Raw genomic sequence first — 24,936 nt, 5'->3', positions numbered from 1 at the left:
AAACGTCTTTCATATTTTTGTGAAAGTACTTTCATAAATTAAAACTATGACAGATATATTAAATGAGTTAGGATGTCTTGCAGGCGCTTCAAGATTTAGAAGAATTAGTGAAAAACTTCAGCAAGATGGTGATAAGATCTATTCCGATGCCAATATTCAGTTCAAGGCAAGTTGGTTTTCCGTTTACTATGTTTTGGCAAAATCGAATTCCCCACAAACGATACTCGAAATTTCCAGGCAAATTGACTTTTCCCATATTACAGTAAAGAATATTTTACGTGAATTACATAGAAATGAATTAGTAAGAATTAAACCCAATCCGGGCGACAAACGTTCTAAATTGGTTGAACTGACAAAAAAAGGAAAAGCATTGCAAACGAAACTTGAGCCTCTGTGGCTTTCGTTTTCAAATACTTTAAAAGACCTGTTCTCTATCGGACATCCGGATATGCTCAATATTTTGAACAGGCTTGATTGGGAGATTAATGCGAAACCAATTAATGAGCGTATTCATCAACCCAAAGGTGAATTTGTAAAGATCATTGATTATAAACCTAGTTTAAAAAAATACTTCTATGAATTGGCAGGCCCCTGGCTATTAGGCGTTTTGGATGGTAAACTGGAAGATGATGATAAGTTCACCTTAAATAATCCGGATAAGGCGTATTTGGAACATGGAGGGTTTTTGTTTTACGCAAAATATAATAGCGACATAGTGGGCTGCGTTGCCTTAAAACGGTTAGATGAGGATACTTTTGAATTCGCCAAGTTATTCATAAATCCAAACTTTCGAAAGCTTGGTATAGCAACCAGGCTTATTGAACGTTGCATAAGTCGTTGTATGGAAAATGATGCTACGGAGCTTTGGCTGCAAACTACAATGAGCATGCCTCAGGCCCACAAACTGTATTATAAACTTGGATTTAGCGACAAAGAGGCACCACCTCAGATGGATGTATTGGAAAGAACCGAAAAAATAATGTGCCGGACACTATGATTCCTGGATTTCACCTATTTAAGTTGCGAAGATCAAAAAAGGCTGCTTCTGACAATATTTATAATTGATTGCTATGGAATTTCCTCAAAGGAAATTCACTCGTATTACTTATCTTAGCGGGTAACGGCATGTTTCTCACGAATCATCCGTAACAAACCATACACCTCCGTTGTATGACATTTTAAAAGGAAATAAGGCATTAAATGAAAACCCTTTTTAAACTAACTGTTTTGTTGACTCTTCCGGTATTTCTATTTGCCTGTGCAAATAAAATACCGAAAGAACTTATCGAAGTTGATGAGGTAGCTCCTTGGTGTATCATAGATTTTGACGCTTTAGACAGAACGCCGGAACAGCGGATTGCCATGTTAAAACAAATGGGCTTTACAAAATACGGTTTTAATAAGGGCAAAGGCGACCTGAGTAAAATGAAAGATGAATTCAAACTCGCCAGTGAAAATAATATTGAGATAACCTCTATTTTTCTCTGGTTAAATGCCAAAAGAGACAGTATAGGCAAGTTGAGCCCAACGAATCAGGAATTGCTGGCCAATCTGGCTGAAACAGATACTAAGCCTGCTATATGGTTAAGTTTCAGCAATAATTTTTTTGAAGTGCTTACTCATGAGCAGTCCGTAGCATTAGCTGTTAAAATGATTGAGTTTGTCAAATTAAAAGCTGATGAAGTGGATTGTAAATTGGCCCTGTACAATCATCATGGTTGGTTTGGAAGCCCTCATAATCAGGTTGAAATTCTGGAAACATTGAACCAGGACGCCATCACTATGGTATATAATTTTCATCATGCTCATGAGTACGTAGATGACTTCGCGGCCATTGCAAAAAAGATAACGCCTTATTTGTCCTATGTCAATTTAAACGGGGTAAAAAAAGAAGGGCCTCAAATCCTGCCAATAGGCCAGGGGGATCATGAATTCGACATGATCAGGCAACTACTGGATGAAGGGTTTAACGGATCCTGGGGCATTTTAGGACACATTAAAACCGAAGACGTACAAAAAGTTTTAAATCGAAATATTGACGGATTAAAATTGATGAATTCTAAATGGAATAAGCTCGAAGAAAAATAAAACGACAGACATAATAAGAGAACAAACGTAAAACAGCCTACAGCAAAGTATAAAAATAATTGCTTGGCTCTGGCTTATACTGAAAATCTGAAGGATTTTTTCTTGGCTCGCCCAAGTTTGCTAAATTACTGACTCAACCAAACAACTAATCGTAAACAAGCCCTAGGCAATAATGATATCATAACAAATGGAACGTATAGCTAAGATAATTGGAGAGTACGCAAGCTTTTTTGATCACTATGGAAATTACGTATTGATCCCTGTTTTTGTGTTGATACTCATAGTAGACTGGAAGGTTTCCAAAGCAAACGTCTCAAGCGGCAGAAAAAAGATCATCAGGCCTGTTTTAAGCATTTTAGCCATTGCTTTGGGGATATTGATCTATTTGACAAATTTCTCTTTTAAACCCATAGTCAGGTCTTTGTCTAAAGTTAATGAGGCTATTGGGACAGACATGGTTCATTTCGAATATCTGAATGTAGCTACCAACAAAATTGAAACACTTGAAACGTATAAGGGCAAAATGGTTCTTTTAAACTTCTGGGGCACCTATTGCCCACCCTGTATCAAAGAATTCCCCGATTTAAAAGCGCTGGAAACCCGATACTCTGAAGATCTGGTGGTTATTGCCATTAGTGATGAAGACCCCGCAAAAATCAAACAGTTTGTATCAAACGTATCCAGCCCGTCTATTATTGGTTCACAAAAACAACATTCATGGATCAATCCTGAAAAGTTTTTGCCGCTTACCGTTATCATTGATAAAGGTAAAGTTGCGAATCGTTTTTGGGGTAGAAAGAGTTATGAAGAATTTGTTGAAATCATAGAACAGGTCAAAAAAGGTAAGGAGTAAATATTACTGCCAACAGGGTGTCCCAATAATTCATTACATCACACAACAATGGCTATGATTCATTGCAGTCTTATGGTCTTATTCAAAGAACTTTTCTTACTTTTAATTCCTAATTATGGATAAGGAACAACTGATAACATTTGCAGCCAAAGAACTGATAAGTCAGGCAAATCTGGACGTAATTAATGAGGTCTTTTCTACAGACTATATTGCCCATTCGGGTGACAAAAAATATCAGGGACATGATTTTTTAAAGCGTTGGACTAAACAAATGCATTCCGCTATTCAAGATATTACAGTTGATCAGATTTTGTTCCTGTCTCAGGACGAACAAAACATAACCTGGCAGCGAACCTTGACTGGTAGGCACGTAAATAACCTGAGGGGGATTCCCGCTACTAATAAAAAAGTGACCTGGACAGAGATAGTGGTGAGTCGTTTTGAAAACAATAAAATTATTGAAGAATGGGTTGTTTCAGAATTAGCCGGTGAACTAATGTTGAAACAGCAAAAAAAATAGCCAAATCGTTAGGTGCCATTTGAAAAATTCAAAATGACGGAGTACAAACAAAGCATAATTGAAAGAATTTTTAATAATCAGGATGAAAATGGACTCTGGAAAGTAATTTCTAAAACCCATAAGTACTATCCTGACTATTTGCACTACGTGCCGAATTATAAAGCGTCACTTTGGACCCTAATACTATTGGCAGAACTTGAGTGTGATAAAAATGATGAACGAATAAGAAAACCTTTGGAAATAGTAAAAACCCATTTGTTCGATGAAGAATTTGGGATCTATTCTTTAAAGGAAGACCATTTTCCAATACCCTGTTTAAACGGAAACATGCTGTATTTAGATTGTTACTTTAATAATGGCCCTGATGAAAAAAGTAATCGATTATTGGAGTTCTTTTGCAAAAACCAGCGATTTGATGATGGGCAATACAAAGAACTCAAGAATGAATTCTGCACAAACACCAGTTGCTATGGCAAACACACTTGTTATTGGGGAATTGTTAAGCTACTGAAAGGGATCTCCTTTATTTCAAAAGATAAGCGAACTGATACCGTTGAAATACTAAAAGAAAAATGCATCAACTTCATATTGAAACACAGAATCTGTTACAGTTCCAGAAACCCTGACAAAATAATGATAAACAAAATGGATTTATTAACATTTCCAAACTTCTACAAAGGTGACTTTTTGGAAATACTTTGGTTACTAAAACGTGAAGGTATTAATTCAGAAAAAATATTTCCGGCAATAGAATTGCTGAAATCAAAAAGGTCCAAAGATGGAAAATGGATGTTAGAAAGAACAATGAATAATATGGTAGCCTCTATTGGAAAAGTGAATCAACCTAACCCTTTTGTCACCCAAAGGGCAAATGAGGTATTGGACTATTATAAAACGCAGCACTTAAAAAGTTAGTTCCCGGTTCAAAAACTCAACTTGGGTTTTAATTATGGAGTTCTTTTTTTAGAATATTTTTAAATCTGGTCGCGCTTATATAATGGTCTTCCAGCAACCTGCCATCGCGCAAAAGATTAAAAATACCAAAGCCTGAAGGTGCCATTTTAGCCTCTTTTACGGTGTTTATTTTTGATACTTTTAAGTCTACACCATAATCCATAGCAACATTTAATATGGCTGCCACGGACTTTTCATTCCAGGGGCACTGGTCAGAATACAGAATATGCCAGCCTTTATATTTTTTTTGTTGGCTGGTCCAATTGTACAATTTAGGTTCTTTGGCGCTATTATTCCATGTTTTTGATAATAGCTCAAACCTGTCTTTTGTTTCAATTTGGATAAATCCGTTTTTTTCAAAAAGCGTTTTATCCGCCAACCAGGAGCCGTCACTTGTCATAACACAAATACCATCCATTCCCTTAGCTTTTGCTTCTTTTTCGGCAGCTTCAATAAGCATGGAGCCGTACCCTTTATGCCTTTCCTTTTTAGAGTATATGTAAGTGCAGTGAATAAACATATAATTGTCGGCATCAACAGGTCTCCAGGCATTTTCGGCCGGAACATATTCAATAAACCCGATCATTTTATCGGCGTCATTTTTAAGGATCTTTATTTTTAAGCCTTCTTTGTAACGCTTTTCAAACCACAGAAGTTTATCTTTAAACCCTGGCCTTTTTGGGTCTTTTATACAGAAAAATGTTTCTTTTACTGCATTTTCCGGTGTTACCTCTACTAGTTTCATATTTTTATTTACACGTTGCTCCTAATCGCCTGTACCACTCTTCTTTTTTATACATATAGGTTTTAGCAACCCGTTCCCTGTTATTCAATTTTAAATGAGTTTTGTTGGTATATCTGCTTCTGTAACCCAATAAATGAAAGATGGATTTAGCATAAAATTTGGTCACTTTTAAATTCACTCTTAAAGTGCCTTCCGCCTTATTTAGCCATGTTATTCCCGGCAGAGCCACCAACAGGCCATCAACTTTAATTCGCCTTAAAAAGGCCGATAATCTTAAAAAAAACGGTTTAATCGTCCGTATTATAAAAAACCCTTCAGACCCTTGTTTTTGGTATAAAGGCATGAATATAATACCGTTTCGTTTTGAGAAGATATTTGCCCCGTTGCTAACGGCAAGCGGTATGCCTTTTTTTATAGCCTGAAAGCTTTTAAAACCGTTTAGCATTTTAAAGTGGTCTTTAGGCGCTATTTTATGCAAATGGATCACCTCTAAAAAGCTTTCGGTATTTTCCGATTGTGTTCTTAGTAAATTATAAGAGGCTTCAAAATCTCTTACGGATTCCCTTTTTATAAGTCCCGCACAGACTAAAGCCAAATTTAAAAAAGCCATGCTATTGTCTATGGCAGCGGCAGCATCGTGCTGCCCCGATTCAAACCCTAACGACACATAACCCAATTGATTGATATAACTTAATAAAGGGCCGTTTAAATACTCTTCAATGCCCAATACTATAGGTACCGGAAAATGTTTTGAGAATTTTCGGTTGATCAGGGCGTCGTTTATGGTTATAAACGGTAAGGTTTTACTGGAAGTGGTATGCAGATCAATAAAATAAAACGGCGGTTCATTGTCCGTTAAAATAGTGTTTAAAATATCGAACAACACCAACAACTCTTTTTCATCGGTATTTAAATCAGCCTTTTTTCGAACGGAAGCAATATATTCCGGGGTCCATAACCTGTTTAGGTCAGAATCAATAAAGCGCTGGTTTTGTTCCAACGCTTTTAAATTTCCGGCAATAGCGTAAATAGTTCCGCTTACGGTTTCAGAATTAATGGTATTTAACACTTCCCTTACCGCAAAAACTCCAGCTGTTTCGTTACCATGAATACCGGCAAACACCACAAATGTTGGTCCGGGATTTACACCCTGAACCCTACCAATAAGTCTTTCAACCTGTATGGTTTTTTTTAAAGCTTTGCTGTAAACATTTACCATATATTAAATATCGTTTAACGTCACCAGGCCTATTAATTTGTTCTGATTAACAACCGGTAAACTTCCTATTCCATGTTTCTCCATGATGGCTTGGGCTTCCTTAACAGGCGTGTACTCATCAATAGTGATAATATCGGTTTTCATAACACTGCTAACACTATTATCTAATTTTTTAGGAGTCTCCAAATAACCTTTAACATCGGTCCAGCTTAATAAGCCGATAAGTTCCCTATCTCCATTAATAACGGGCATATGATGGATATCCTTCCATTTCATGATATTTAAAACCAACTCTACGCTGTCTTTTTTATCAACTGAAAATATATCGGAACTCATAATATGTTTAACAACGCGTTGGTCTTTAAACCTGGATTCGGTACTGTGGTGCAACATACCCCAGGTAGACACCGGATAGCCTTTTTCTTGTTTTTCATACAGGCTGGCGGTAAGCACTTGCATGGCTTCATAACGTTGATGGTTTTTTAATAAACGCCTGTAATTCCTTGTTATCCATTCAGAACCATTATTATTATACACCCTGTTTTTAATGATCTTTAAATAGTATTCGGCATCTTGCGGCGAAACCCCATATTTATATAAGCCTTTATAAGCCATAGGCAACAGCTCATTCACTATTAGATCATAGCTGGAAATATACTTGCCGTTCCAATAAAACTGGGTGGCCATACCGTAACGCGCCGCATTAAAGAAGTTGGTTTTTACATCTTTAAAATCCCATTTTTCATGAATATTATTGTATTGCTTTGGCTTTCCTAACATCACGCCTACCCAAAACATCAGGTTGGCAATCTCATCCTTTATGGTGGGCCCGGAAGGAATGTACCTGTTCTCAATGCGCAAATTGGGTTTCCCGTCAATAACACCATAGCAAACCCTGTTCCAGGGGTAAACCGTACCGTTATGAAGCCCTAAAGCCCTTAATTTTGGCATCTCACCATTATTAAGCATTTGCACGCTGTCTTTAATGAATCCCGTAGTTAAAAAACTTCTGAACCTTGAAATATTATCTTTAAAAATATCGGTAATAGCTCCTGTCAGCCATTTACTTCCAAAGCTAACCCTGGATTGTTTTTCATTTAATAAGAACGAATTGGCCCTGGTATCTACACTTTGGGTAAATAAGGCAATCCTGGTTTCACTCCAAAGTTCCTTACCAAATAATAAGGGTGAATTGGTACAGGCACTTAAAACAGGGCCTGAAATAGCCTGGGCCCAATTATAATTATCTACAAAGTTTTTAGGGCCTAGCTGCAAGTGCATCTGAAAACTGGTGTTACAACCTTCCAGCATGACGGAATCATGTAATAGGTTCAACTCATCAACCCCTTTTATGTGAATATCAAAATTCTGTCTTCTATGGCTTTTTATAGCATCATTTAAAACGGCATAACGCTCTACTTCAGTCATATTTTGTTCATCGGCGTTTTTAACCGTAAGCGACGGCAAAATCCCTGTTAGTACTATCTTAATTCCTTTTTTTGAAGCCGATTCTTTTGCCTTTTCCAATAAGGACTCCAATTGTTTATGTATTTTAGAAAAGCACTCACCACCTAAGTTTTGGGTATCCAGATTGATTTCCAGGTTATAATTACCTATTTCGGTTGTAAAATGGTCATCGTTTATGTCTTCAAGAACCTCTAACGATCTATTATCCGGTAAAAACTGATCGTTCACCAAACAAAACTCCTGTTCTGCACCAACTCTTAACGGGCCTTCTTCAATCAGACCTCTTTCAATGATCAGATCGAGTGCTTTTATGTCGTTTAATAAGTGATGAATGTAGTTTGCTCTATCTTTTTTATTCTTTAGTTTTATTACATTTAAATCTCCCATGATCCTATATTTTAAGTGCTTAGAACCTAGCTAAATTACTCCTGAAACAGTGCTTAAACTATGATTTTTATCATATTGGTTCTCTGTAAAACTCCATATAAAAAGGGCTAAAGTCACCTCTAAAGCACGAATTATTCCGTCGCTTTTCTTTTCTCAGTCACACCATACTTAATACTTATTAGAAATCATAATTTATGAAATCCCAGCTAATGAAATGTATTAATTGTTATTACTATTTTTGTTTTGATAAAGCACCTTAATGAACACCTCATTTCCTAAAAAAGAAAAACTCAAGAGCAAAAAGTTAATAGACCAGCTATTTACAGAAGGACAATCCGTATCTGCTTTTCCCATACGGTTGGTATATATGAAAATGGGATTTGAAGATGATGTTATGGTGAAGGCCGGTGTGTCTGTTAGTAAAAAACATTTTAAACGTGCTGTTGACAGAAATAGAATAAAGCGCTTATTACGAGAGGCTTACCGGTTAAATAAGTCTGACTATTTTAACAACATTACAACACAATATGCGTTAATGATTTTGTACATTGGCAAGGAAGAACCAACGTTTCTCCAGGTTGAAACAAAAATGAAACAATTGTTTGATAAATTTTTAAACAAAATTGCCGAATAAAAATATATCCCCATGAAGAAAATAATTAAAAATAGATTTGTCCTTTTCATCTTAGCAGCAACTATTTTTTTAAGCACTACGGCTTTTAAGAATGACTTTTTTGAAATCGCTAAGCAGATAGAGATCTTCACTACGTTGTTCAAAGAGCTCAATATGAATTATGTTGATGAGACCAACCCGGGCGATTTAATGGATACCGCCATAAAAAGTATGTTGGCCGACCTGGATCCATACACCAACTTTATGAACGAACAGGATGTGGAAGCTGCCAGAATTAATAATACCGGCGATTATACCGGTATTGGCGCCAGAGTAAAAACTTTTAAAGATAAGCTGGTTATTGTAGAGCCGTACAAAGATTACCCGGCTGATAAAGCAGGCTTAAAAGCGGGTGATGAAATTATTAAAGTAGGTAATACTTTAATTGAAAATTATAAAGAAAACAGTGGTGATTTACTTAAAGGCACATCAGGTTCTAAAGTTGAAGTAACTTATAAACGCCAGGGAAAAGAGGCAACCACAACCATTGAAAGGGCTGAAGTAGAGATAAAAGCAGTACCGCATTTCTCTATGATAAATGATAAAACCGGTTATATTGTTTTAAGTAGGTTTAACCAAAAAGCGTACAAAGAAACCAATTATGCCCTACGCGATTTAAAAGCTCAGGGTGCCAAACGCATTATTTTGGATTTACGTGGAAACCCGGGTGGTTTATTAAACGAAGCCATTAAAATTGTAAACCTGTTTGTACCTAAAGGACAATTGGTGGTAACTACAAAATCTAAAGTTAAAAAGTATAACAGAACCTATTACACCCAAACCGAACCTATTGATACGGAAATTCCGTTAGTGGTTTTAATTGATGGCAACAGTGCATCTGCCAGTGAAATTGTTTCGGGGTCGTTACAGGATTTGGACCGAGCGGTTATTGTGGGTTCCAGAAGTTTTGGAAAAGGCCTGGTACAACGCCCAAAACAACTTACCTATGGTACACAGGTAAAGATTACCATTTCAAGATATTATACGCCTTCCGGCAGATGTATTCAATCTTTGGACTATTGGAACAGGGATGAAAAAGGTGAAGCGGTTCGTGTAAAACAGGAAAACTATAACGAGTTTAAAACCAAAAACGGACGTAAAGTATTTGACGGTGGTGGTGTATTTCCCGATGTGGTTTTTGATGCCTCTAAAAACGCAACAGTTACCAATGCAATTGTAAATGATGACCTTATATTCAACTTTGCAACAGATTATTATTATAAAAACATGCTCAGCAATGTGAATGATTTTATGTTGAAAGATGCCGATTTCTCCAACTTTAAAAAATATTTGAAAGCTCATAATTTTTCGTTCAAGACCGAAACCGAAAAAGTGCTTTACAAAGCTTTTGAAGCTGCCACAGATGAAGAACTTAATGACAATATTGAAAAAGATTTTAATACCTTGATCACAAATTTGAATCGCTCAAAAGAAGAGGTTATTGACGAAAATAAGAGCTTTTTATTGGAGCTGTTAACCGAAGAAATTGTGAAGCGTTATGTTTACAGGGAAGGGCTATACGATTATTATAAAATTCATGATCCTAAAATAAAAAAGGCTACGGAAATACTTGGTAGTACATCAACCTATTTGGGGTATTTAAACTAGAACTACTTGTTTTTCAACCTTTAGTATTTGCAATTTAACTTAAAAGTTAGGTGATTTCTGGGCTAATTGCTCAAAAATATTATATTTATATCCCATAATATTTCGACCTACTATGAATAAACTGCTAGTATTTCTAATATCATTATTACTTACTTGTGGGGTGTCTTTTGCTCAAAAGGAATTGACACATGAGGTTTATTTTGATACTGATAAATATATAGTGCCTTCAACAGAAGCAAATCGTTTACTTCTATTTATTTCAACCTTAGCAGATCTGGACATTGAATCTATTTCAATATATGGGTTTTGTGACGATCGGGGTGCAGATACCTATAATTTAAAATTATCGCAACAAAGAGCTGATGCTATAAAGACTATTTTTTCAGAAAATGAAATTAGTGAAGACCTGATCACCAATGTTGATGGAAAAGGCGAAATTCTACTCAAAATTGTTGATGAAACAAGTATTATAAAAATCAGGGGATTAAATAGAAAAGTTGAGATTATTGTTCAGCCTAAAGCACCCGAACCCAAAGAAGAAAAAGAAGTAGCTGCCGAGATAAAGAAAAGTTCATCTGAAAAGATACGGGGAGATGTTAAGGTTGGTGATAAGATCATTTTTGAAAATATTCTGTTTAAAACCGGATATGCCAGGGTGAATCCCGAATCAAAGAAAACACTGGAATCTATTGCAAAGGCATTGGTTGAGCGTGATAATATCTACTTTACTATTCAGGGTCATGTCTGTTGTACAAAATATACCCGTGACGCCGTAGACCGAAAAACAAAAAAACGAAACCTTTCTGAGGCCCGAGCCAGGTATGTGTATGATTATTTTGCTAAAAAAGGGGTAGATAAAAGACGTATGCGCTATATGGGTATGCGACGTAAATTCCCGCTTGGTGGCGACCCCAAGTATGACAGACGTGTTGAAATTTTAATTACTTACGTAGGAGATGAGAATCAATAACCGATGTTTAAAAAAGCCGCTTTCTTATTTACATTCTTATGCCAGATAAGTATCACTTGTTTTTCACAAAATACACTTATTCCGGATCCTAATTTTGAACAGGCGCTAATTGATTTAGGTTATGATACGGCACCTGTTAATGGCTCTGTAACCACATCCGATATCAGTGGTATTGCAATTTTAAATATAGATAACCAAAATATTTCCGATTTAACAGGTATTGAAGATTTTGCGGCATTGTCTATTCTGGAATGCACAAACAACCTGTTAACCGGTATTGATATTACAAACAATTCAAATTTAACTCAATTATTTGTAGACGATAATCAACTTGCAGGTTTAGATGTCTCTAATAATACACTTTTACAAATCCTCTGGTGCGATAACAATCAATTAGTGAATTTAGATGTTACTAATAACCCGGAATTAATCTCATTAGATTGCGGTGAAAATCAACTCACTAATTTAGATGTTACAAACAATCCTAAACTTAATGTACTTATCTGTGATAACAATCAACTTACTTCAATGGACATCTCCCAAAACATTTCATTAGATATATTTTTTTGTAATAACAACGCTTTAACTACAGTTGATACTTCTAATAATTTGGATTTAAAACAGTTTAATTGTGCCAATAATTTGCTTACTTCATTAGATGTCACCAATAATACGGAACTACAGGAGTTTTCTTTTGATGACAATACCATTGCAGTTATTGATATCACCAATAATACTGAATTAACAAGGGTTACTGGTAATGGTAATATTTTATCTGTTTTAGACACTTCCAACAACACTGAATTAGTAGAACTGTCAATTGGTTTAAACGGCTTGAGCTCTTTGGATTTAAGTAGTAATACAAAACTGGAACAATTAAATTGCGTAGATAATTTACTTTGTTTTATCAATATTCAAAACGGGAATAATTCAATAATAACGGCTTTTGAAGCCACTTTAAACCCCTTTTTAAGTTGTGTCTTTGTAGATGATGTTGCCTATAGTACAACAAATTGGACAAACATTGATCCGGTCACAAATTTTGTTCTTTCTCAAAGTGACTGTGATGCTTTAGGAAATGGAACACCTGACGTAGATGTTTTAAGTGATTTTGTTGGAAGTTCCTATACTTTACCACCATTAACAAACGGAACCTATCATACGGAACCTGACGCGGGTGGTCAACAGCTTTTGCCTGGAGCGGTTATAACAACCTCACAAACCATTTATATTTTTAGTAGTACCCAATGTTATACTAATGAATCCAGTTTTAATGTTGTGATAACTTCCGGTGATTTTTATATTCCAAAATACTTCACGCCTAATAATGATAACAGTCATGACACCTGGAAAGTGATAGATAATGCAGGTTCCTTCACATCCATTCGTATTTATGACCGATACGGAAAACTGTTAAAATCGCTTCTACCCAACAACTTTGAATGGGATGGTACTTTTAATGGCCAATTAATGAATACCGATGATTATTGGTTTATAATATACCGTGATGCCGATGTTCCTATAAAAGGGCACTTTACTTTAAAGCGGTAATTGACTTGTCAGTTCGAGTGATCACGCTTTTATCATAACAATATGTGGAATATCATCTTCCAAATACTCCTCACCTACTTCATTAAAACCTAAATTATTGTAAAACGTTTTAAGATAAACCTGGGCAGAGATCTTGATTTTACTTAAATTAAAATGTTGATTGACGGCCTGGATCGATGCTTCCATAATATGGTATCCATACTTGTACTTTCTTTGATCTTTAGCCACTACTACTCTACCAATACTGGCATCTTCAAAATAATCACCAGGTTTAAAAATACGTGTATAGGCGACCAAAATACCTTCTTTATAACCCAGAACATGGAGTGCGTTCTGATCTTTTCCATCAATATCCTGATAGACACAGTTTTGTTCTACCACAAAAACTTCGCTTCGCAATTGTAATAGATCATATAATTCCCGGGTAGTTAATTCTGAAAATGATTTGGTTTTAATGTCTAACATACTTTTGTCATTCTGAACTTGTTTGTCAATCCTGAACAATCACATCCTTAGCATCTTCTTTACCGTATTCCGGTTGAATATTAACATGGTTAATATCGTACTTCTTAAGTACCAGATCTTCTATTTTCTGTAAAATAGTATCAAATTGAGATAAGGTTATATCCTCATTAAAATCAATATGGGCTTCCAAATGTGTTTCTTCTTCATTTAATTGCCAAATATGGACATGATGCACATTCTTTATAGAGTCCAAAGCATTTATTTCAGTAACTATTTGTTGCACAGGAATATTTTCCGGTGTAAATAACATCAATACTTTAGTGGACCGTTTTAACAGGTCAAACCCCATCCAAATCAAATACAGGGCAATTAAAAACGTCAATACACTGTCCACCCAATACAATTGAAAGTATTTCATTAATAAACCACCTATAAGAACTGCCACACTGGCCATCATATCGGTCAATAAATGCAGATAGGCACTTTTCATATTCATATTAGCTTCAGAATCCCGTTTTAGCAACAGGACACTAAAACCGTTTCCTAAGATGGCTACTATGGATAACCAAATAACCAGATTGGATTCAATCTCTTGCGGATTTCTAAAACGCTCGATAGCTTCAATAATTAATAAAACAGATATAATCATTAAAGTGGCCGCGTTAATGAATGCGGCTAAAATTTCAGCGCGTTTATAGCCAAATGTTTTGTGTAAAGACGCTTTTTTCTTTACCAGTTTATTTGCTATATAACTTATGATAAGTGATACAACATCACTGAAATTATGTAATGCATCGCTTAATAAAGAAAGGCTTCCTGATATTAAACCACCAATAACCTGTGCGGTAGTTATCAGGATATTTAAAAAAATAGAAATAAAAAGGTTCCGGCCCTTTAAATCGGTATGTGAATGCGAGTGATTATGCGTATGTGAGTGCCCCATTTAACAGGATAACGGGATTTTATCTATACGTTTTTGATGACGACCACCTTCAAATTCAGTATTTAAAAAAGTCTCAACCATTTGAATCGCCTGTGGAATAGCTGTAAATCTTGCAGGAATACACAAAACATTTGCATTGTTATGTCCGCGAATTAACTCAACTATTTCTTTATTCCAGCATAAACCGGCACGTATTTTTTGATGTTTATTAGCGGTCATAGCCACACCATTGGCACTACCACAAATTAAGACGCCATAAGTAGATTTACCGCTTTCAACATCTTCGGCAACAGGATGTACAAAATCAGCATAATCAACACTATCGGAAGCATCTGTACCGTGATTAACAACAGTATACCCGTTATCTTCAAGATATTGTTTGATAGCGAATTTATAATCGGTTCCCGCATGGTCATTTCCTATAGAAATAGTCATAATTTTAAGGTGTATTATATTTTTGTCAAAGTTAATAAATCAAAACCTGTTAACTACATTTTTAATGACATGTTAATATCTATTCATTATTTTCTAAAAAATAAACTTGGAAAATTGATCATTTTTTACAATCCGTAACATTTAGGTAACATCCAAATTAGTTTATGTAAATTTTTAGTTAAGTTATTAGCACCAAAAGGTATTTTAGTAACCAATGTTAAGTCATTTATTTATTAAAAAAAATTGTTTAATAAGGTTGTGAACAACTGTTAACAGTAAAATAAAACTACCTAAAAAATAATGAGTTAACCAGGTTAAAACCTGTTAATTTCCTATCAACAAAATTCAATAAAATACATTTCAAAATAAACCTTAAAAAAGTTATCAGCCTTATTAACACACTATAATAACCATCATTTTATTTTTAAAATTTTTAAAAGAAAAAAGTATTATAATATAATTTGTGGATAACATTTTAATTTAGATTCTTAAGATAAATCTTAATACCTTTAACAAATAACAAAATATATTACTGCTTCAATTAATTCATGGCAAAAAAGAGAAAGAGAAAATCCAGAAAAGGCATCCCAAACTTAACCAATACCATTTTAAGCTTATTAAAAAAAGAACGAAATAAAGCGTTTAACTACAAGCAAATAGCTGCCAAATTAGGTGTCAATGATGCCAGCAGTCGAAACCAAATTATAAAAACTTTAGCTAAACTTGCGGCTAAAGAAGAAATACAGCAAGTAGACAGAGGAAAATTTAAGGCTATTATAAATACCGAATATCATACCGGTATATTAGACCTGTCTCCTAAAGGATCCGGTTACATCATTTGTGATGCTTTTGATGAAGATGTTTTTATAGCCTCTAATAATATCAATAGAGCTTTAAATGGTGATGAAGTTGAATTTTACCTTTATAAAAGACGAAAACGAGGAAAACTGGAAGGTGAAATTACAGGTATCTTAAAGCGAGAAAAGAATGAATACGTTGGTGTCATTCAAATACATGAAAAGTACGCTTTTGTGATTCCGGATAGTGCTAAAATGTATAAAGATATTTTTGTTCCAATCAATAAAACATTCAAAGCAGAAGAAGGTGACAAGGTGTTGGTTAGAATTGAAGATTGGCCTGAGAATGCCGATTCACCCTATGGAAAAGTAATGAAGGTTTTAGGAAAACCGGGAGAACATAACACAGAGATCCATGCCATACTTTCCGAGTACGGCTTACCTTATGAATTTCCTTATGAAGTAGAAGATTATGCTAACAAGTTAGATACTTCCATTACAAAAGAAGAAATAGCTAATCGCAGAGATATGCGTAAAAATCTGACCTTTACCATAGATCCCAAAGATGCTAAAGATTTTGATGATGCTTTATCGTTTACGGTTCTGGGCAATGGATTGTATGAAATAGGTATTCATATTGCCGATGTATCCCATTATGTTAAAGAAGGTACTGTTCTGGATGATGAAGCCTATAACCGTGCCACGTCTGTGTATCTGGTAGACAGGGTAGTGCCTATGTTACCTGAAATATTATCGAATAATGCGTGTTCATTGCGGCCACATGAGGAGAAATACACCTTCTCAGCCGTGTTTAAAATGAATGATAAGGCCGAAGTTAAAGACCAATGGTTTGGCAGAACCGTTACTTATAGTGACGCACGTTTTGCATATGAAGAAGCCCAGGCTATTATAGAATCTAAAACAAATGAAATTCCTGGAGAAGTTTCTTTAACAGGAAAGGCTTATAAAACAGATCAAAATTTAGCTAATGCTATTTTAAAACTTGATGAATTAGCGAAGATCATGCGTAAAAAACGTTTGAAAGGCGGGGCAATTTCATTTGATAAAGTGGAAGTAAAATTCAATTTGGACGCTGATAATAATCCGGAAGGTGTTTATTTTAAAACCAGTAAAGATGCGAATAAACTCATAGAAGAGTTTATGTTGTTAGCTAATAAAAAAGTGGCCGAATTTATAGGGAAACAAAATCCTAAAAAGACGTTTGTGTATCGTGTACATGATGAACCTGACGTTAGTAAATTAGCAGCACTTCAAAACATAGTTGGGCGGTTTGGGTATAAACTTAATTTTAAAGACAGGAAATCAACATCGGCATCTTTAAACAGTTTACTATCCGAAGTCGTTGGTAAAAAAGAACAAAATTTAGTGGATACCTTAGCTATACGGAGTATGAGTAAAGCGGAATACACAACACATAATATCGGTCATTATGGTTTGGCATTCGATTATTATTCGCATTTTACGTCTCCTATTCGTCGCTATCCGGATGTTATGGCCCATAGACTTTTACAGCACTATTTAGATGGTGGAAAATCAGCTAATGAAGAAGCCTATGAAGATAAGTGCCAGCATTCCAGTAATATGGAATATTTAGCCACTAAGGCAGAGCGTGATTCTATAAAATACATGCAAATACGTTTTATGGAAGATCATAAAGACCAGGAGTTTTTAGGCGTGATTTCCGGGGTAACCGACTGGGGTATTTACGTTGAAATTATTACTAATAAATGTGAGGGAATGGTGAGTATACGTGATATTACGGATGATCATTACGTTTTTGATGAAAGTCAATATGCGTTGGTAGGCCGGCATTCTAAAAACATGTATCAGTTGGGAGATGAAGTGGTTGTAAAAGTTAAAAATACCGATTTGGTTAAAAAACATTTAGACTTTCATCTAATAGGTAAGCCGGAAGATACATAGTAACAATCTTTTGTATCAAGAACTAATTACTAAAACATTATAGACTTATGGTACTAACAACAACAAATTCCATTGAAGGACACAAAATAGAGGATTATTTAGGTATAGTAACTGGAGTATCTACTAATATAAAAAAGAAGTATTCCTTAAAGACAACTAAGAATTTAGAAATAACTTCAGACCTTATAAATGAGGCTAAAGAAGAAGCTTTTCAAAATTTAAAAACCAATGCCCTGAATCTAAAAGCTAACGCTATTGTTGGTATTAGATTAGATATTGAAACATCATCGGGTGTTTATTTTTTTGTTTCTATAACCGGAACAGCTGTAAAAGTAGCTATCTGATTAAAAATTTTCTTAAAGTTAATACACAACGGAATAATTCTTGATAATTTTACGTTTAAGTTAAAAACCTATAAATATTAATCCATGAAAAGTTTATCAACAATACTGGCCATTCTTATAACTACTGCAGTTATTGCTCAAAATTCAATAGAAAAGGAAATAGGAGAATTTAGTGAACTAAAAGTTTATGATTTAATTAATGTGGAAATGATTAAATCAAAACATAATAAAGTTGTTATTACGGGAAAGGATACTGAAAATGTTCTAATAAATAACAAAAATGGCACCTTGAAAATTAAAATGAACCTAAAAAAGATCTTTGATGGTAATGACACTAAAGTAAAGTTATATTATTCGAAGGTGGATGTTATTGATGTTAATGAAGGTGCAGCCGTCCATTCCGACGACAAAATAAAACAGTTTGAAATAGATCTAAAATCCCAGGAAGGTGGCAAAATTGAAGTCAAAGTCGATGTTACCTATGCTAATATTAAATCGGTTACCGGCGGTGTTATTAAGGTTACCGGTAAAGCCAAAAGCCAGGATGTTTCTTTGTTAACCGGTGGTGTTTATAAAGGGGCGGAGCTTAAAACCGACAAAACCGAAGTAGCTATCAGAGCTGCAGGTGAAGCTTATGTTAATGCTAAAGATCTGGTAGATGTTAAAATTAGAGCCGGTGGGGATGTATTCATTTATGGCGACCCTGAGACGGTTAATGAGGACCGTGTTTTTGGAGGCAGGGTAAAACGAATGTAAATAAATTAATGAAATAAAACTTCTAATAAAACCGCTAATTTTAGCGGTTTTTTCTTTTTAATAACACTGAAATAACTATAAGAAAAATCATAAAATATTTCTTTACTTTGTGTAAAGCTTCATAAAAGTATGTTTGATGATATCTTAACAGCTATTCCTTTCGGAATTATACTGGCCTTTACCATTGGTCCGGTGTTTTTTGTGCTGTTGGAAACGGGTGCCACTAAAGGATTCAGAAGAGCTTTAATATTTGATTTAGGTGTTATTTTAGCCGATATCCTGTTTATTCTTGTGGCATTTTTCAGTACCAATCGATTATTAGACAGAGTAAAGGATGATCCTAATTTTTTAATATTCGGAGGTGTTTTGCTAATAGCTTATGGTATCATTTCTTTTATAAAAACATCAAAATCTTTTCGTGAGATTGTTAGGGAATATCACGCTGTAGAATTTAAAAGAGGTTATGGCAGATTGTTTTTAAAAGGATTCTTACTCAATTTTATTAATATAGGCGTACTGCTCGGTTGGGTTGTTTTTATAGCTTTAGCTAATACTTTAACAACTTCCGAGTACGGAGTTTTTATCTTTTTAGGTACTATTTTAGTTACTTATTTATTAGTTGATTTAGTAAAAATTGCTGTTGCTAAACGGATAAAGAAACGATTAACACCACGGTTAATATTTAAAACAAAGAAAATTGTGGCTTTGGTAATTTTAGGATTTGGCGTGCTTTTACTGGTTCAGGGACTATTTCCGGAAACCTATGAAAAGAATAAAGAAAAGCTGGAACAAATAAACCCTATAAAAGAAAAGCTTCCAGATTAACTGAAAGCTCTTTGAGGCGTCGAGCGGATTCGAACCGCTGTAAAAGGTTTTGCAGACCTCTGCCTAGCCACTCGGCCACGACGCCATAATGAAAAAAATCTATCAAAAATTTATTTTCGATAAACCTTTGAAACCGTCTCTTCCAACGAGATCAGGAATCTGCTGCAAATGTAAAAAAATTTATTACGTTTTCTTATTTAAAATTATTTTTTACGTTTATCAGTCATTTTAATGGTTACACTTTCAACATTACCACCAATAGGAGGATTTATTTTACTAACCCAAACCGTAGCTTTTTTAACTAATACATCTTCAGAAAAAATGCGGTCTAATATACGTTTTGCTACCGTTTCCAGTAGCTTTGACGGGACAGACATTTCTTCCTTTACAATGCGGTTTAAAAATACGTAATCCACTGTATCCTTTAAATCATCAGAATTTGCCGAGGTTTGTAAGTCGGCTTTTACCTCTAAATCCACCCTGTAATCACTACCAATTTTTGTCTCTTCTTTTAAACAACCGTGATAAGCGTAAACTTTAATGTTTTCAACTTTTATTATTCCCATTTTTAGTTTAATATAAAAGCACAAATATACTTATAAAGTAGGGTAACTATTATAGTAGCTGTTTAATATACATAAAGTAATAAAAACATAATTAAATTAACGAGTCAAGAATTAGTATTAAAAAAGCAACAGATGGATAGAAAAATTTTTTTAAAGAATGGAATTAAAGCAATTGGGATCATAGCTGCAGTACCTACATTAGTAACCTCATGTGAAAGTACAGATGAAGAGGTTTCTGCGAATTCATGTACAATGTCACCACGAGAAACGGCAGGACCTTTTCCAATAAAAACACCTGCCGATTTGGTAAGAGAAAATATAATTGGAAACAAACAAGGAGTACCATTATTGATGAAATTTGTTATTCAAAATGTCAATCAGGGTTGTTCGCCCCTAGCCGGTGTCTATGTAGATGTTTGGCACTGTGATGCTAAGGGGAATTATTCTGAATATTCCGACCAACTAGATGGCAATTTTACTAATGAGAGCTTTTTAAGAGGCAGACAAACAACAGACAATAATGGTAATGCGTCTTTTATAAGTATATATCCAGGTTGGTATCCAGGACGCACCCCACATCTTCATGTTGAAATAAAAGATTCTTCTAATAAATCACTATTAATTACTCAAGTTTCATTTCCGGATACGATATCAAATACCGTCTATGCAACAACAGGTTATAAAGGAACAGCAGATACAAATAACCTTAATGATGGAATAGTAGATAATTCAAACCTAGCAGATTCTGTTACCGGTAATGCATCAGATGGATATACTTTGATAAAAACAATAAAAGTACCTGGATAAAGCTGTTTTTTATTTAAGCACACCCCTTTCGGAATATTGTTTTCTGAAAGCTTTTTATAGCTAAATATGCTATTATTTCTATAAATTTGCGTTTTATTTATGATATGTCTGAAGATAAAAAACCACTCAATTTTATTGAGCAAATTATAGAAGAGGATTTAGCAAATGGAATGTCTAAAAACGACCTGCGTTTTAGGTTTCCTCCGGAACCAAACGGCTATTTGCATATAGGACACACTAAAGCTATTGGCATTAGTTTTGGGTTGGGTGAAAAGTATAATGCACCGGTTAACCTTCGGTTTGATGATACCAATCCGACTAAAGAAGAGCAGGAATATGTAGATGCTATTAAGCGTGATGTAGCCTGGTTAGGGTACAAGTGGGATAAAGAGTTGTATTCTTCAGACTATTTCCAGCAGTTGTATGATTGGGCTGTTCAGATGATTAAAGATGGTAAGGCCTATGTAGATTCTCAAACCAGTGAGGAAATGGCTGAACAAAAAGGAACACCAACACAGGTAGGAACCAACAGTCCTTACAGAGACAGAAGTGTGGCAGAGAATTTGGATTTGTTTACACGTATGAAAAACGGTGAATTTGAAGCCGGAACCCATGTATTACGTGCTAAAATAGATATGGAAGATCCCAATATGTTAATGCGGGATCCTATCATGTATCGTATTATGTTTGCACATCACCATAGAACGGGTGATGCATGGTGTATTTATCCTATGTATGATTGGACCCATGGGGAAAGCGATTATATTGAACAAATTTCACACTCCCTATGCTCTTTGGAATTTAAGCCCCATAGAAAGCTTTATAATTGGTTTAGGGATATAGTTCATGATTATAGTTCAGATACACTTCCATTGCCACCAAAGCAACGCGAATTTGCCCGTTTGAATTTAAGTTATACCATCATGAGCAAACGTAAGCTGCTGCAACTGGTAAATGAAGGCGTGGTGAAGGGATGGGATGATCCCAGAATGCCGACTATTTCAGGTTTACGAAGAAGGGGTTATACACCAAATGCCCTAAGAAAGTTTGTGGAGACAGCAGGTGTTGCCAAGCGTGATAATGTCATTGATGTATCGCTATTAGAATTCTGTATTCGTGAAGATCTGAATAAAACGGCCCCAAGGGTAATGGCAGTTTTAGATCCTGTTAAGCTTGTTATTACAAATTATCCGGAAGGTAAGGTAGAGTGGTTAGATGCTGAAAACAATCCGGAAGATGCAGCTGCCGGTTCCAGAAAAGTACCGTTTTCAAAAGAACTTTATATTGAAAAAGACGACTTTAAAGAAGAAGCCGGTAATAAGTTTTTCAGGTTGAAACTAGGAGGTGAGGTTCGTTTAAAAAATGCTTATATCATTAAAGCGGAACATGTTGTAAAAGATACAAACGGCACTATTACCGAGATACATTGTACGTATTCTGAAGATACGGCAAGAAGAGTGAAAGGAACGCTGCACTGGGTGTCTATTCAACATGCTGTTAAAGCTGAGGTTAGGGAATATGACAGGCTGTTTATGGACGAAGCACCGGATAGTCATCAGGACAAAGATTTTATGGCGTTTATCAACCCGGATTCTTTAAGAGTGATTGAAGCTTATGTGGAGCCCGGTTTAATTGATGCTAAAGTAGGGAACAGGTTTCAGTTTCAACGTTTAGGGTATTTTAATGTGGATGATGATGCAACTTCTGAAAACCTTATTTTTAATAAAACCGTTGGACTAAGAGATACCTGGGCGAAGCAAAAAACTAATCAAAACACTTTGAAACAGGTTCAACCTAAACCGCAACAACAGCAGCAATCACAACGTAAGCCAATAGACCTTATTAAGCAACTGGGTAAAAAGTATACTAACTTACCGGAAGCCAAGCAACAAAAGGTTAAATCGGAAATTTTAGAGCTGGCCGAAGGGGTTAGTTATGAAGACCTGGAACCGCTTTTTGGAACCGCTGTTAAAAAGGTTGGAACACGTATTGCAACGGCGCTTGCCCTTAGTGTTTTGCTTAAAAATGGTTTGGAAAGAAACGAAGCTATCGATAGCTTCATAACTAAAGCTTTAGAAGATAAAAACACCCTTTTAGTTACTGAGGCAGAAGCGCTTTAGAAGTTCTTCATAACGGATATAAAGCGTTAAAAAGCAATCCTGTATTATATTTTTAGCTATATTTAAGTTCTAACTATAAACTAAAATTATTATGGATGCAATGAATTTCCCAGCAATTCTTGTTGCTGCTGTTTCTGCCCTTGTTGTAGGTTTTATTTGGTACAATCCGAAAGTATTTGGTACGGCCTGGATGCAAGCCGCAGACATGAGTGAAGAGAAAATGAAAGGTGCTAATATGGCAAAGATCTTTATTATGGCCTTTATTTTTGCTGTTTTACTGGCTATGTCAATTATGCCTATGGTGATTCACCAAATGGGTGCTTTTAGTTTGGCGCAGGGAGAATTAGGAGTGCAACCTTCTTATGAAGCGTTTATGGCGGAATACGCCAATGAGTTTAGAACGTTTAAACACGGGGCGTTTCACGGTGTTATAGCCGGTATTTTCGTAGCACTTCCTATTCTGGGCACTAATGCTTTATTTGAGCGTAAAAGTGCTAAATATATTCTTATTAATACAGGTTATTGGGTAGTGACTATGGGTGTCATGGGCGCTATCATTTGCGGATGGAAATAAAAGTTTTGTAATTTTTTAACATAAACAAAGACTGAGGTGTATAACTTCGGTCTTTTTCTTTGCTATTGCTAGGCTATAAAATATATCGGACTACTTCTGAACTTCCATCGACTTGGAATAACTTACCTGTTAATGATGTGTTTTTGAGATCATCGTTTTTAGAAGCACTTGAAAACTCATCGCCCGGTAATATTACTTCATATTATATTGGGGTTTTTAAAGCCGATGCCTTGGTTGGCATTGCTATTGTTCAACGGGTTCAAATGTATTTGGATGATGTCTTCAGGCGTACCTCAAACAGTTACTTAAAACAAATAGGAAAGCAATTGGTTTCCAGGTTTGTAAGAGGAAATGCTTTGGTAATTGGCAATTTAATGCATACCGGGCAACATGGAATTTATTTTGATTCCGATGCTATTTCTCAAAATGATTTTTTGAATACCATACAAAAAGCAATCGATGTTTTGACCATTGAAATAAAGGAGCGATTCAATAAAAAAATACGCATTGTTGCGTTTAAGGATTATTTTGAAGACGATTCAATACATCAAAGCATGACTTATTTCAAAAGCCAAAACCTTTATAAAATTCAGGTGCAGCCCAATATGATGTTTCAGGTTTCTGACTCCTGGAAAACACCTGAAGACTATATTTCCGGTTTCAACAAAAAGTATAAAAGGCGCTATAAAACAGCGAGAAGAAAAAGTGCTGACTTAACTTGCAAAGAATTGGATTTAAACTACATAGAGCAGCATTCAGAGACGATTTTCAAACTTTATGAAAATGTATCTGATAATGCCAGAGTGAATTCATTTAAACTGGATCGCAACCATTTTTTAAGTTTAAAGAAGTATCTAAAAGAATCATTCAAGGTTTTTGGGTATTTCCTAAAGGACGAACTCATTGGTTTTTATACTTTGATAATGAATGGCCATTGTTTGGAAACCTATTTTTTGGGTTATAACAAGGAGCTCCAACGTCAATATCAAATGTATTTAAATATGCTTTTTAACATGGCTTCTTTTGGTATTGAAAACAACTTTAAAACCATTGTATATGCCAGAACCGCCATGGAGATCAAAAGTTCTATTGGAGCCAAACCCCATACCATGCACGTGTATTTGAAGCACACCAATAACTTTATTGCCAATACGGTTTTAAAGTGCGTGGTTAAGTATATGAACCCCATACGGAAATGGGAAGAAAGGCATCCTTTTAATAAAATCAATTAGTGCTATATTTGTATAAAAAGGTGTAAGAACTTATTAATACCTTGACAAATTAGCTTAAAATCCCTCATATTAATTATTATAAACGGCCTCGTT

The 24,936-nt window shown here is 35.1% G+C and carries 24 protein-coding genes and 1 tRNA gene; 17 read left to right on the top strand and 8 right to left on the bottom strand.

Annotated elements, in window-relative coordinates; all coding sequences use genetic code 11:
* Positions 1 to 46 precede the first annotated feature (46 nt).
* The 5 genes from Q0983_RS03885 (at position 47) to Q0983_RS03865 (ending at position 4,376) form a co-directional block, all read left to right on the top strand.
* A complete protein-coding gene (locus Q0983_RS03885) occupies positions 47 to 997 on the top strand; it encodes a bifunctional helix-turn-helix transcriptional regulator/GNAT family N-acetyltransferase (protein WP_299549010.1) in 951 nt (316 codons plus the stop codon).
* 203 nt (positions 998 to 1,200) lie between these two features.
* Positions 1,201 to 2,088, top strand: coding sequence for a hypothetical protein (locus tag Q0983_RS03880; protein ID WP_299549007.1), 888 nt, complete (start codon positions 1,201 to 1,203; stop codon positions 2,086 to 2,088).
* A gap of 187 nt (positions 2,089 to 2,275) precedes the next feature.
* Positions 2,276 to 2,941, top strand: coding sequence for a redoxin domain-containing protein (locus tag Q0983_RS03875; protein ID WP_299549004.1), 666 nt, complete (start codon positions 2,276 to 2,278; stop codon positions 2,939 to 2,941).
* A 115-nt stretch (positions 2,942 to 3,056) separates the two neighbouring features.
* The gene (locus Q0983_RS03870; protein WP_299549001.1) at positions 3,057 to 3,461 is read left to right on the top strand and encodes an ester cyclase; all 405 of its coding nucleotides are present in this window, start codon (positions 3,057 to 3,059) and stop codon (positions 3,459 to 3,461) included.
* Between the two features lie 33 nt (positions 3,462 to 3,494).
* Positions 3,495 to 4,376, top strand: coding sequence for a hypothetical protein (locus Q0983_RS03865; RefSeq protein WP_299548998.1), 882 nt, complete (start codon positions 3,495 to 3,497; stop codon positions 4,374 to 4,376).
* 28 nt (positions 4,377 to 4,404) lie between these two features.
* Here Q0983_RS03865 and Q0983_RS03860 read toward each other — a convergent pair whose 3' ends face one another.
* From Q0983_RS03860 to Q0983_RS03850, 3 genes are read right to left on the bottom strand one after another with little or no spacing between them, the layout of a single operon-like run.
* A complete protein-coding gene (locus Q0983_RS03860) occupies positions 4,405 to 5,160 on the bottom strand; it encodes a GNAT family N-acetyltransferase (protein ID WP_299548995.1) in 756 nt (251 codons plus the stop codon).
* Between the two features lie 4 nt (positions 5,161 to 5,164).
* Positions 5,165 to 6,379 carry a succinylglutamate desuccinylase/aspartoacylase family protein gene (locus Q0983_RS03855; RefSeq protein WP_299548992.1) on the bottom strand — a complete coding sequence of 405 codons (1,215 nt, stop codon included), beginning with the start codon at positions 6,377 to 6,379 and terminating at the stop codon, positions 5,165 to 5,167.
* 3 nt (positions 6,380 to 6,382) lie between these two features.
* Positions 6,383 to 8,233: a CBS domain-containing protein gene (locus tag Q0983_RS03850; RefSeq protein WP_299548989.1), complete on the bottom strand. Its 1,851-nt coding sequence runs from the start codon at positions 8,231 to 8,233 to the stop codon at positions 6,383 to 6,385.
* A gap of 259 nt (positions 8,234 to 8,492) precedes the next feature.
* Between Q0983_RS03850 and rnpA the strand changes: the two genes are divergently transcribed.
* From rnpA to Q0983_RS03830, 4 genes are all read left to right on the top strand, one after another.
* Positions 8,493 to 8,867 carry a ribonuclease P protein component gene (gene rnpA / locus Q0983_RS03845; protein ID WP_299548986.1) on the top strand — a complete coding sequence of 125 codons (375 nt, stop codon included), beginning with the start codon at positions 8,493 to 8,495 and terminating at the stop codon, positions 8,865 to 8,867.
* A 12-nt stretch (positions 8,868 to 8,879) separates the two neighbouring features.
* A complete protein-coding gene (locus Q0983_RS03840) occupies positions 8,880 to 10,514 on the top strand; it encodes a S41 family peptidase (protein WP_299548983.1) in 1,635 nt (544 codons plus the stop codon).
* A 112-nt stretch (positions 10,515 to 10,626) separates the two neighbouring features.
* Positions 10,627 to 11,484 carry an OmpA family protein gene (locus Q0983_RS03835; RefSeq protein WP_299548980.1) on the top strand — a complete coding sequence of 286 codons (858 nt, stop codon included), beginning with the start codon at positions 10,627 to 10,629 and terminating at the stop codon, positions 11,482 to 11,484.
* 3 nt (positions 11,485 to 11,487) lie between these two features.
* Entirely contained in the window at positions 11,488 to 13,035 is a 1,548-nt protein-coding gene (locus Q0983_RS03830; RefSeq protein ID WP_299548977.1) for a T9SS type B sorting domain-containing protein, read from the top strand.
* Positions 13,036 to 13,056: 21 nt separating this feature from the next.
* On the opposite strand, the gene Q0983_RS03825 is transcribed toward Q0983_RS03830, so the two are convergent.
* The 3 genes from Q0983_RS03825 to rpiB are packed head-to-tail and all read right to left on the bottom strand — an operon-like array spanning position 13,057 to position 14,878.
* Positions 13,057 to 13,500: a GNAT family N-acetyltransferase gene (locus Q0983_RS03825; RefSeq protein WP_299548974.1), complete on the bottom strand. Its 444-nt coding sequence runs from the start codon at positions 13,498 to 13,500 to the stop codon at positions 13,057 to 13,059.
* A gap of 25 nt (positions 13,501 to 13,525) precedes the next feature.
* Positions 13,526 to 14,443, bottom strand: a complete 918-nt coding sequence (locus Q0983_RS03820; protein ID WP_299548971.1) for a cation diffusion facilitator family transporter — start codon at positions 14,441 to 14,443, stop codon at positions 13,526 to 13,528.
* The gene (gene rpiB / locus Q0983_RS03815) at positions 14,444 to 14,878 is read right to left on the bottom strand and encodes a ribose 5-phosphate isomerase B (protein ID WP_299548968.1); all 435 of its coding nucleotides are present in this window, start codon (positions 14,876 to 14,878) and stop codon (positions 14,444 to 14,446) included.
* A 548-nt stretch (positions 14,879 to 15,426) separates the two neighbouring features.
* Here rpiB and rnr point away from each other — a divergent pair.
* The 4 genes from rnr to Q0983_RS03795 all read left to right on the top strand — a co-directional run bounded on the left by rnr (position 15,427) and on the right by Q0983_RS03795 (position 19,544).
* Positions 15,427 to 17,619, top strand: coding sequence for a ribonuclease R (gene rnr / locus Q0983_RS03810; RefSeq protein WP_299548965.1), 2,193 nt, complete (start codon positions 15,427 to 15,429; stop codon positions 17,617 to 17,619).
* A gap of 47 nt (positions 17,620 to 17,666) precedes the next feature.
* Entirely contained in the window at positions 17,667 to 17,963 is a 297-nt protein-coding gene (locus Q0983_RS03805) for a heavy metal-binding domain-containing protein (protein ID WP_299548962.1), read from the top strand.
* An 84-nt stretch (positions 17,964 to 18,047) separates the two neighbouring features.
* Positions 18,048 to 18,719, top strand: a complete 672-nt coding sequence (locus Q0983_RS03800) for a head GIN domain-containing protein (RefSeq protein WP_299548959.1) — start codon at positions 18,048 to 18,050, stop codon at positions 18,717 to 18,719.
* A gap of 129 nt (positions 18,720 to 18,848) precedes the next feature.
* Positions 18,849 to 19,544: a LysE family transporter gene (locus tag Q0983_RS03795; protein ID WP_299548957.1), complete on the top strand. Its 696-nt coding sequence runs from the start codon at positions 18,849 to 18,851 to the stop codon at positions 19,542 to 19,544.
* 14 nt (positions 19,545 to 19,558) lie between these two features.
* Here the strand turns inward: Q0983_RS03795 and Q0983_RS03790 are convergent.
* Together Q0983_RS03790 and folB are read right to left on the bottom strand one after the other, a co-directional pair.
* A tRNA-Cys gene (locus tag Q0983_RS03790) sits at positions 19,559 to 19,629 on the bottom strand.
* 118 nt (positions 19,630 to 19,747) lie between these two features.
* Positions 19,748 to 20,110 carry a dihydroneopterin aldolase gene (folB, locus tag Q0983_RS03785; RefSeq protein ID WP_299548954.1) on the bottom strand — a complete coding sequence of 121 codons (363 nt, stop codon included), beginning with the start codon at positions 20,108 to 20,110 and terminating at the stop codon, positions 19,748 to 19,750.
* A gap of 132 nt (positions 20,111 to 20,242) precedes the next feature.
* Here folB and Q0983_RS03780 point away from each other — a divergent pair, with 132 nt between their 5' ends.
* The 4 genes from Q0983_RS03780 (at position 20,243) to Q0983_RS03765 (ending at position 24,843) form a co-directional block, all read left to right on the top strand.
* Positions 20,243 to 20,917, top strand: coding sequence for an intradiol ring-cleavage dioxygenase (locus tag Q0983_RS03780; RefSeq protein WP_299548951.1), 675 nt, complete (start codon positions 20,243 to 20,245; stop codon positions 20,915 to 20,917).
* A 104-nt stretch (positions 20,918 to 21,021) separates the two neighbouring features.
* Positions 21,022 to 23,037 carry a glutamine--tRNA ligase/YqeY domain fusion protein gene (locus tag Q0983_RS03775; protein WP_299548948.1) on the top strand — a complete coding sequence of 672 codons (2,016 nt, stop codon included), beginning with the start codon at positions 21,022 to 21,024 and terminating at the stop codon, positions 23,035 to 23,037.
* Positions 23,038 to 23,137: 100 nt separating this feature from the next.
* Positions 23,138 to 23,611, top strand: a complete 474-nt coding sequence (locus Q0983_RS03770) for a DUF1761 domain-containing protein (protein ID WP_366140990.1) — start codon at positions 23,138 to 23,140, stop codon at positions 23,609 to 23,611.
* A gap of 137 nt (positions 23,612 to 23,748) precedes the next feature.
* Positions 23,749 to 24,843 carry a GNAT family N-acetyltransferase gene (locus tag Q0983_RS03765; protein WP_299548942.1) on the top strand — a complete coding sequence of 365 codons (1,095 nt, stop codon included), beginning with the start codon at positions 23,749 to 23,751 and terminating at the stop codon, positions 24,841 to 24,843.
* Positions 24,844 to 24,936 lie beyond the last annotated feature (93 nt).

This window comes from Seonamhaeicola sp. (assembly GCF_028281565.1).
GTDB lineage: Bacteria > Bacteroidota > Bacteroidia > Flavobacteriales > Flavobacteriaceae > Seonamhaeicola.
This window is presented reverse-complemented; position numbering and strand designations above follow the sequence as displayed.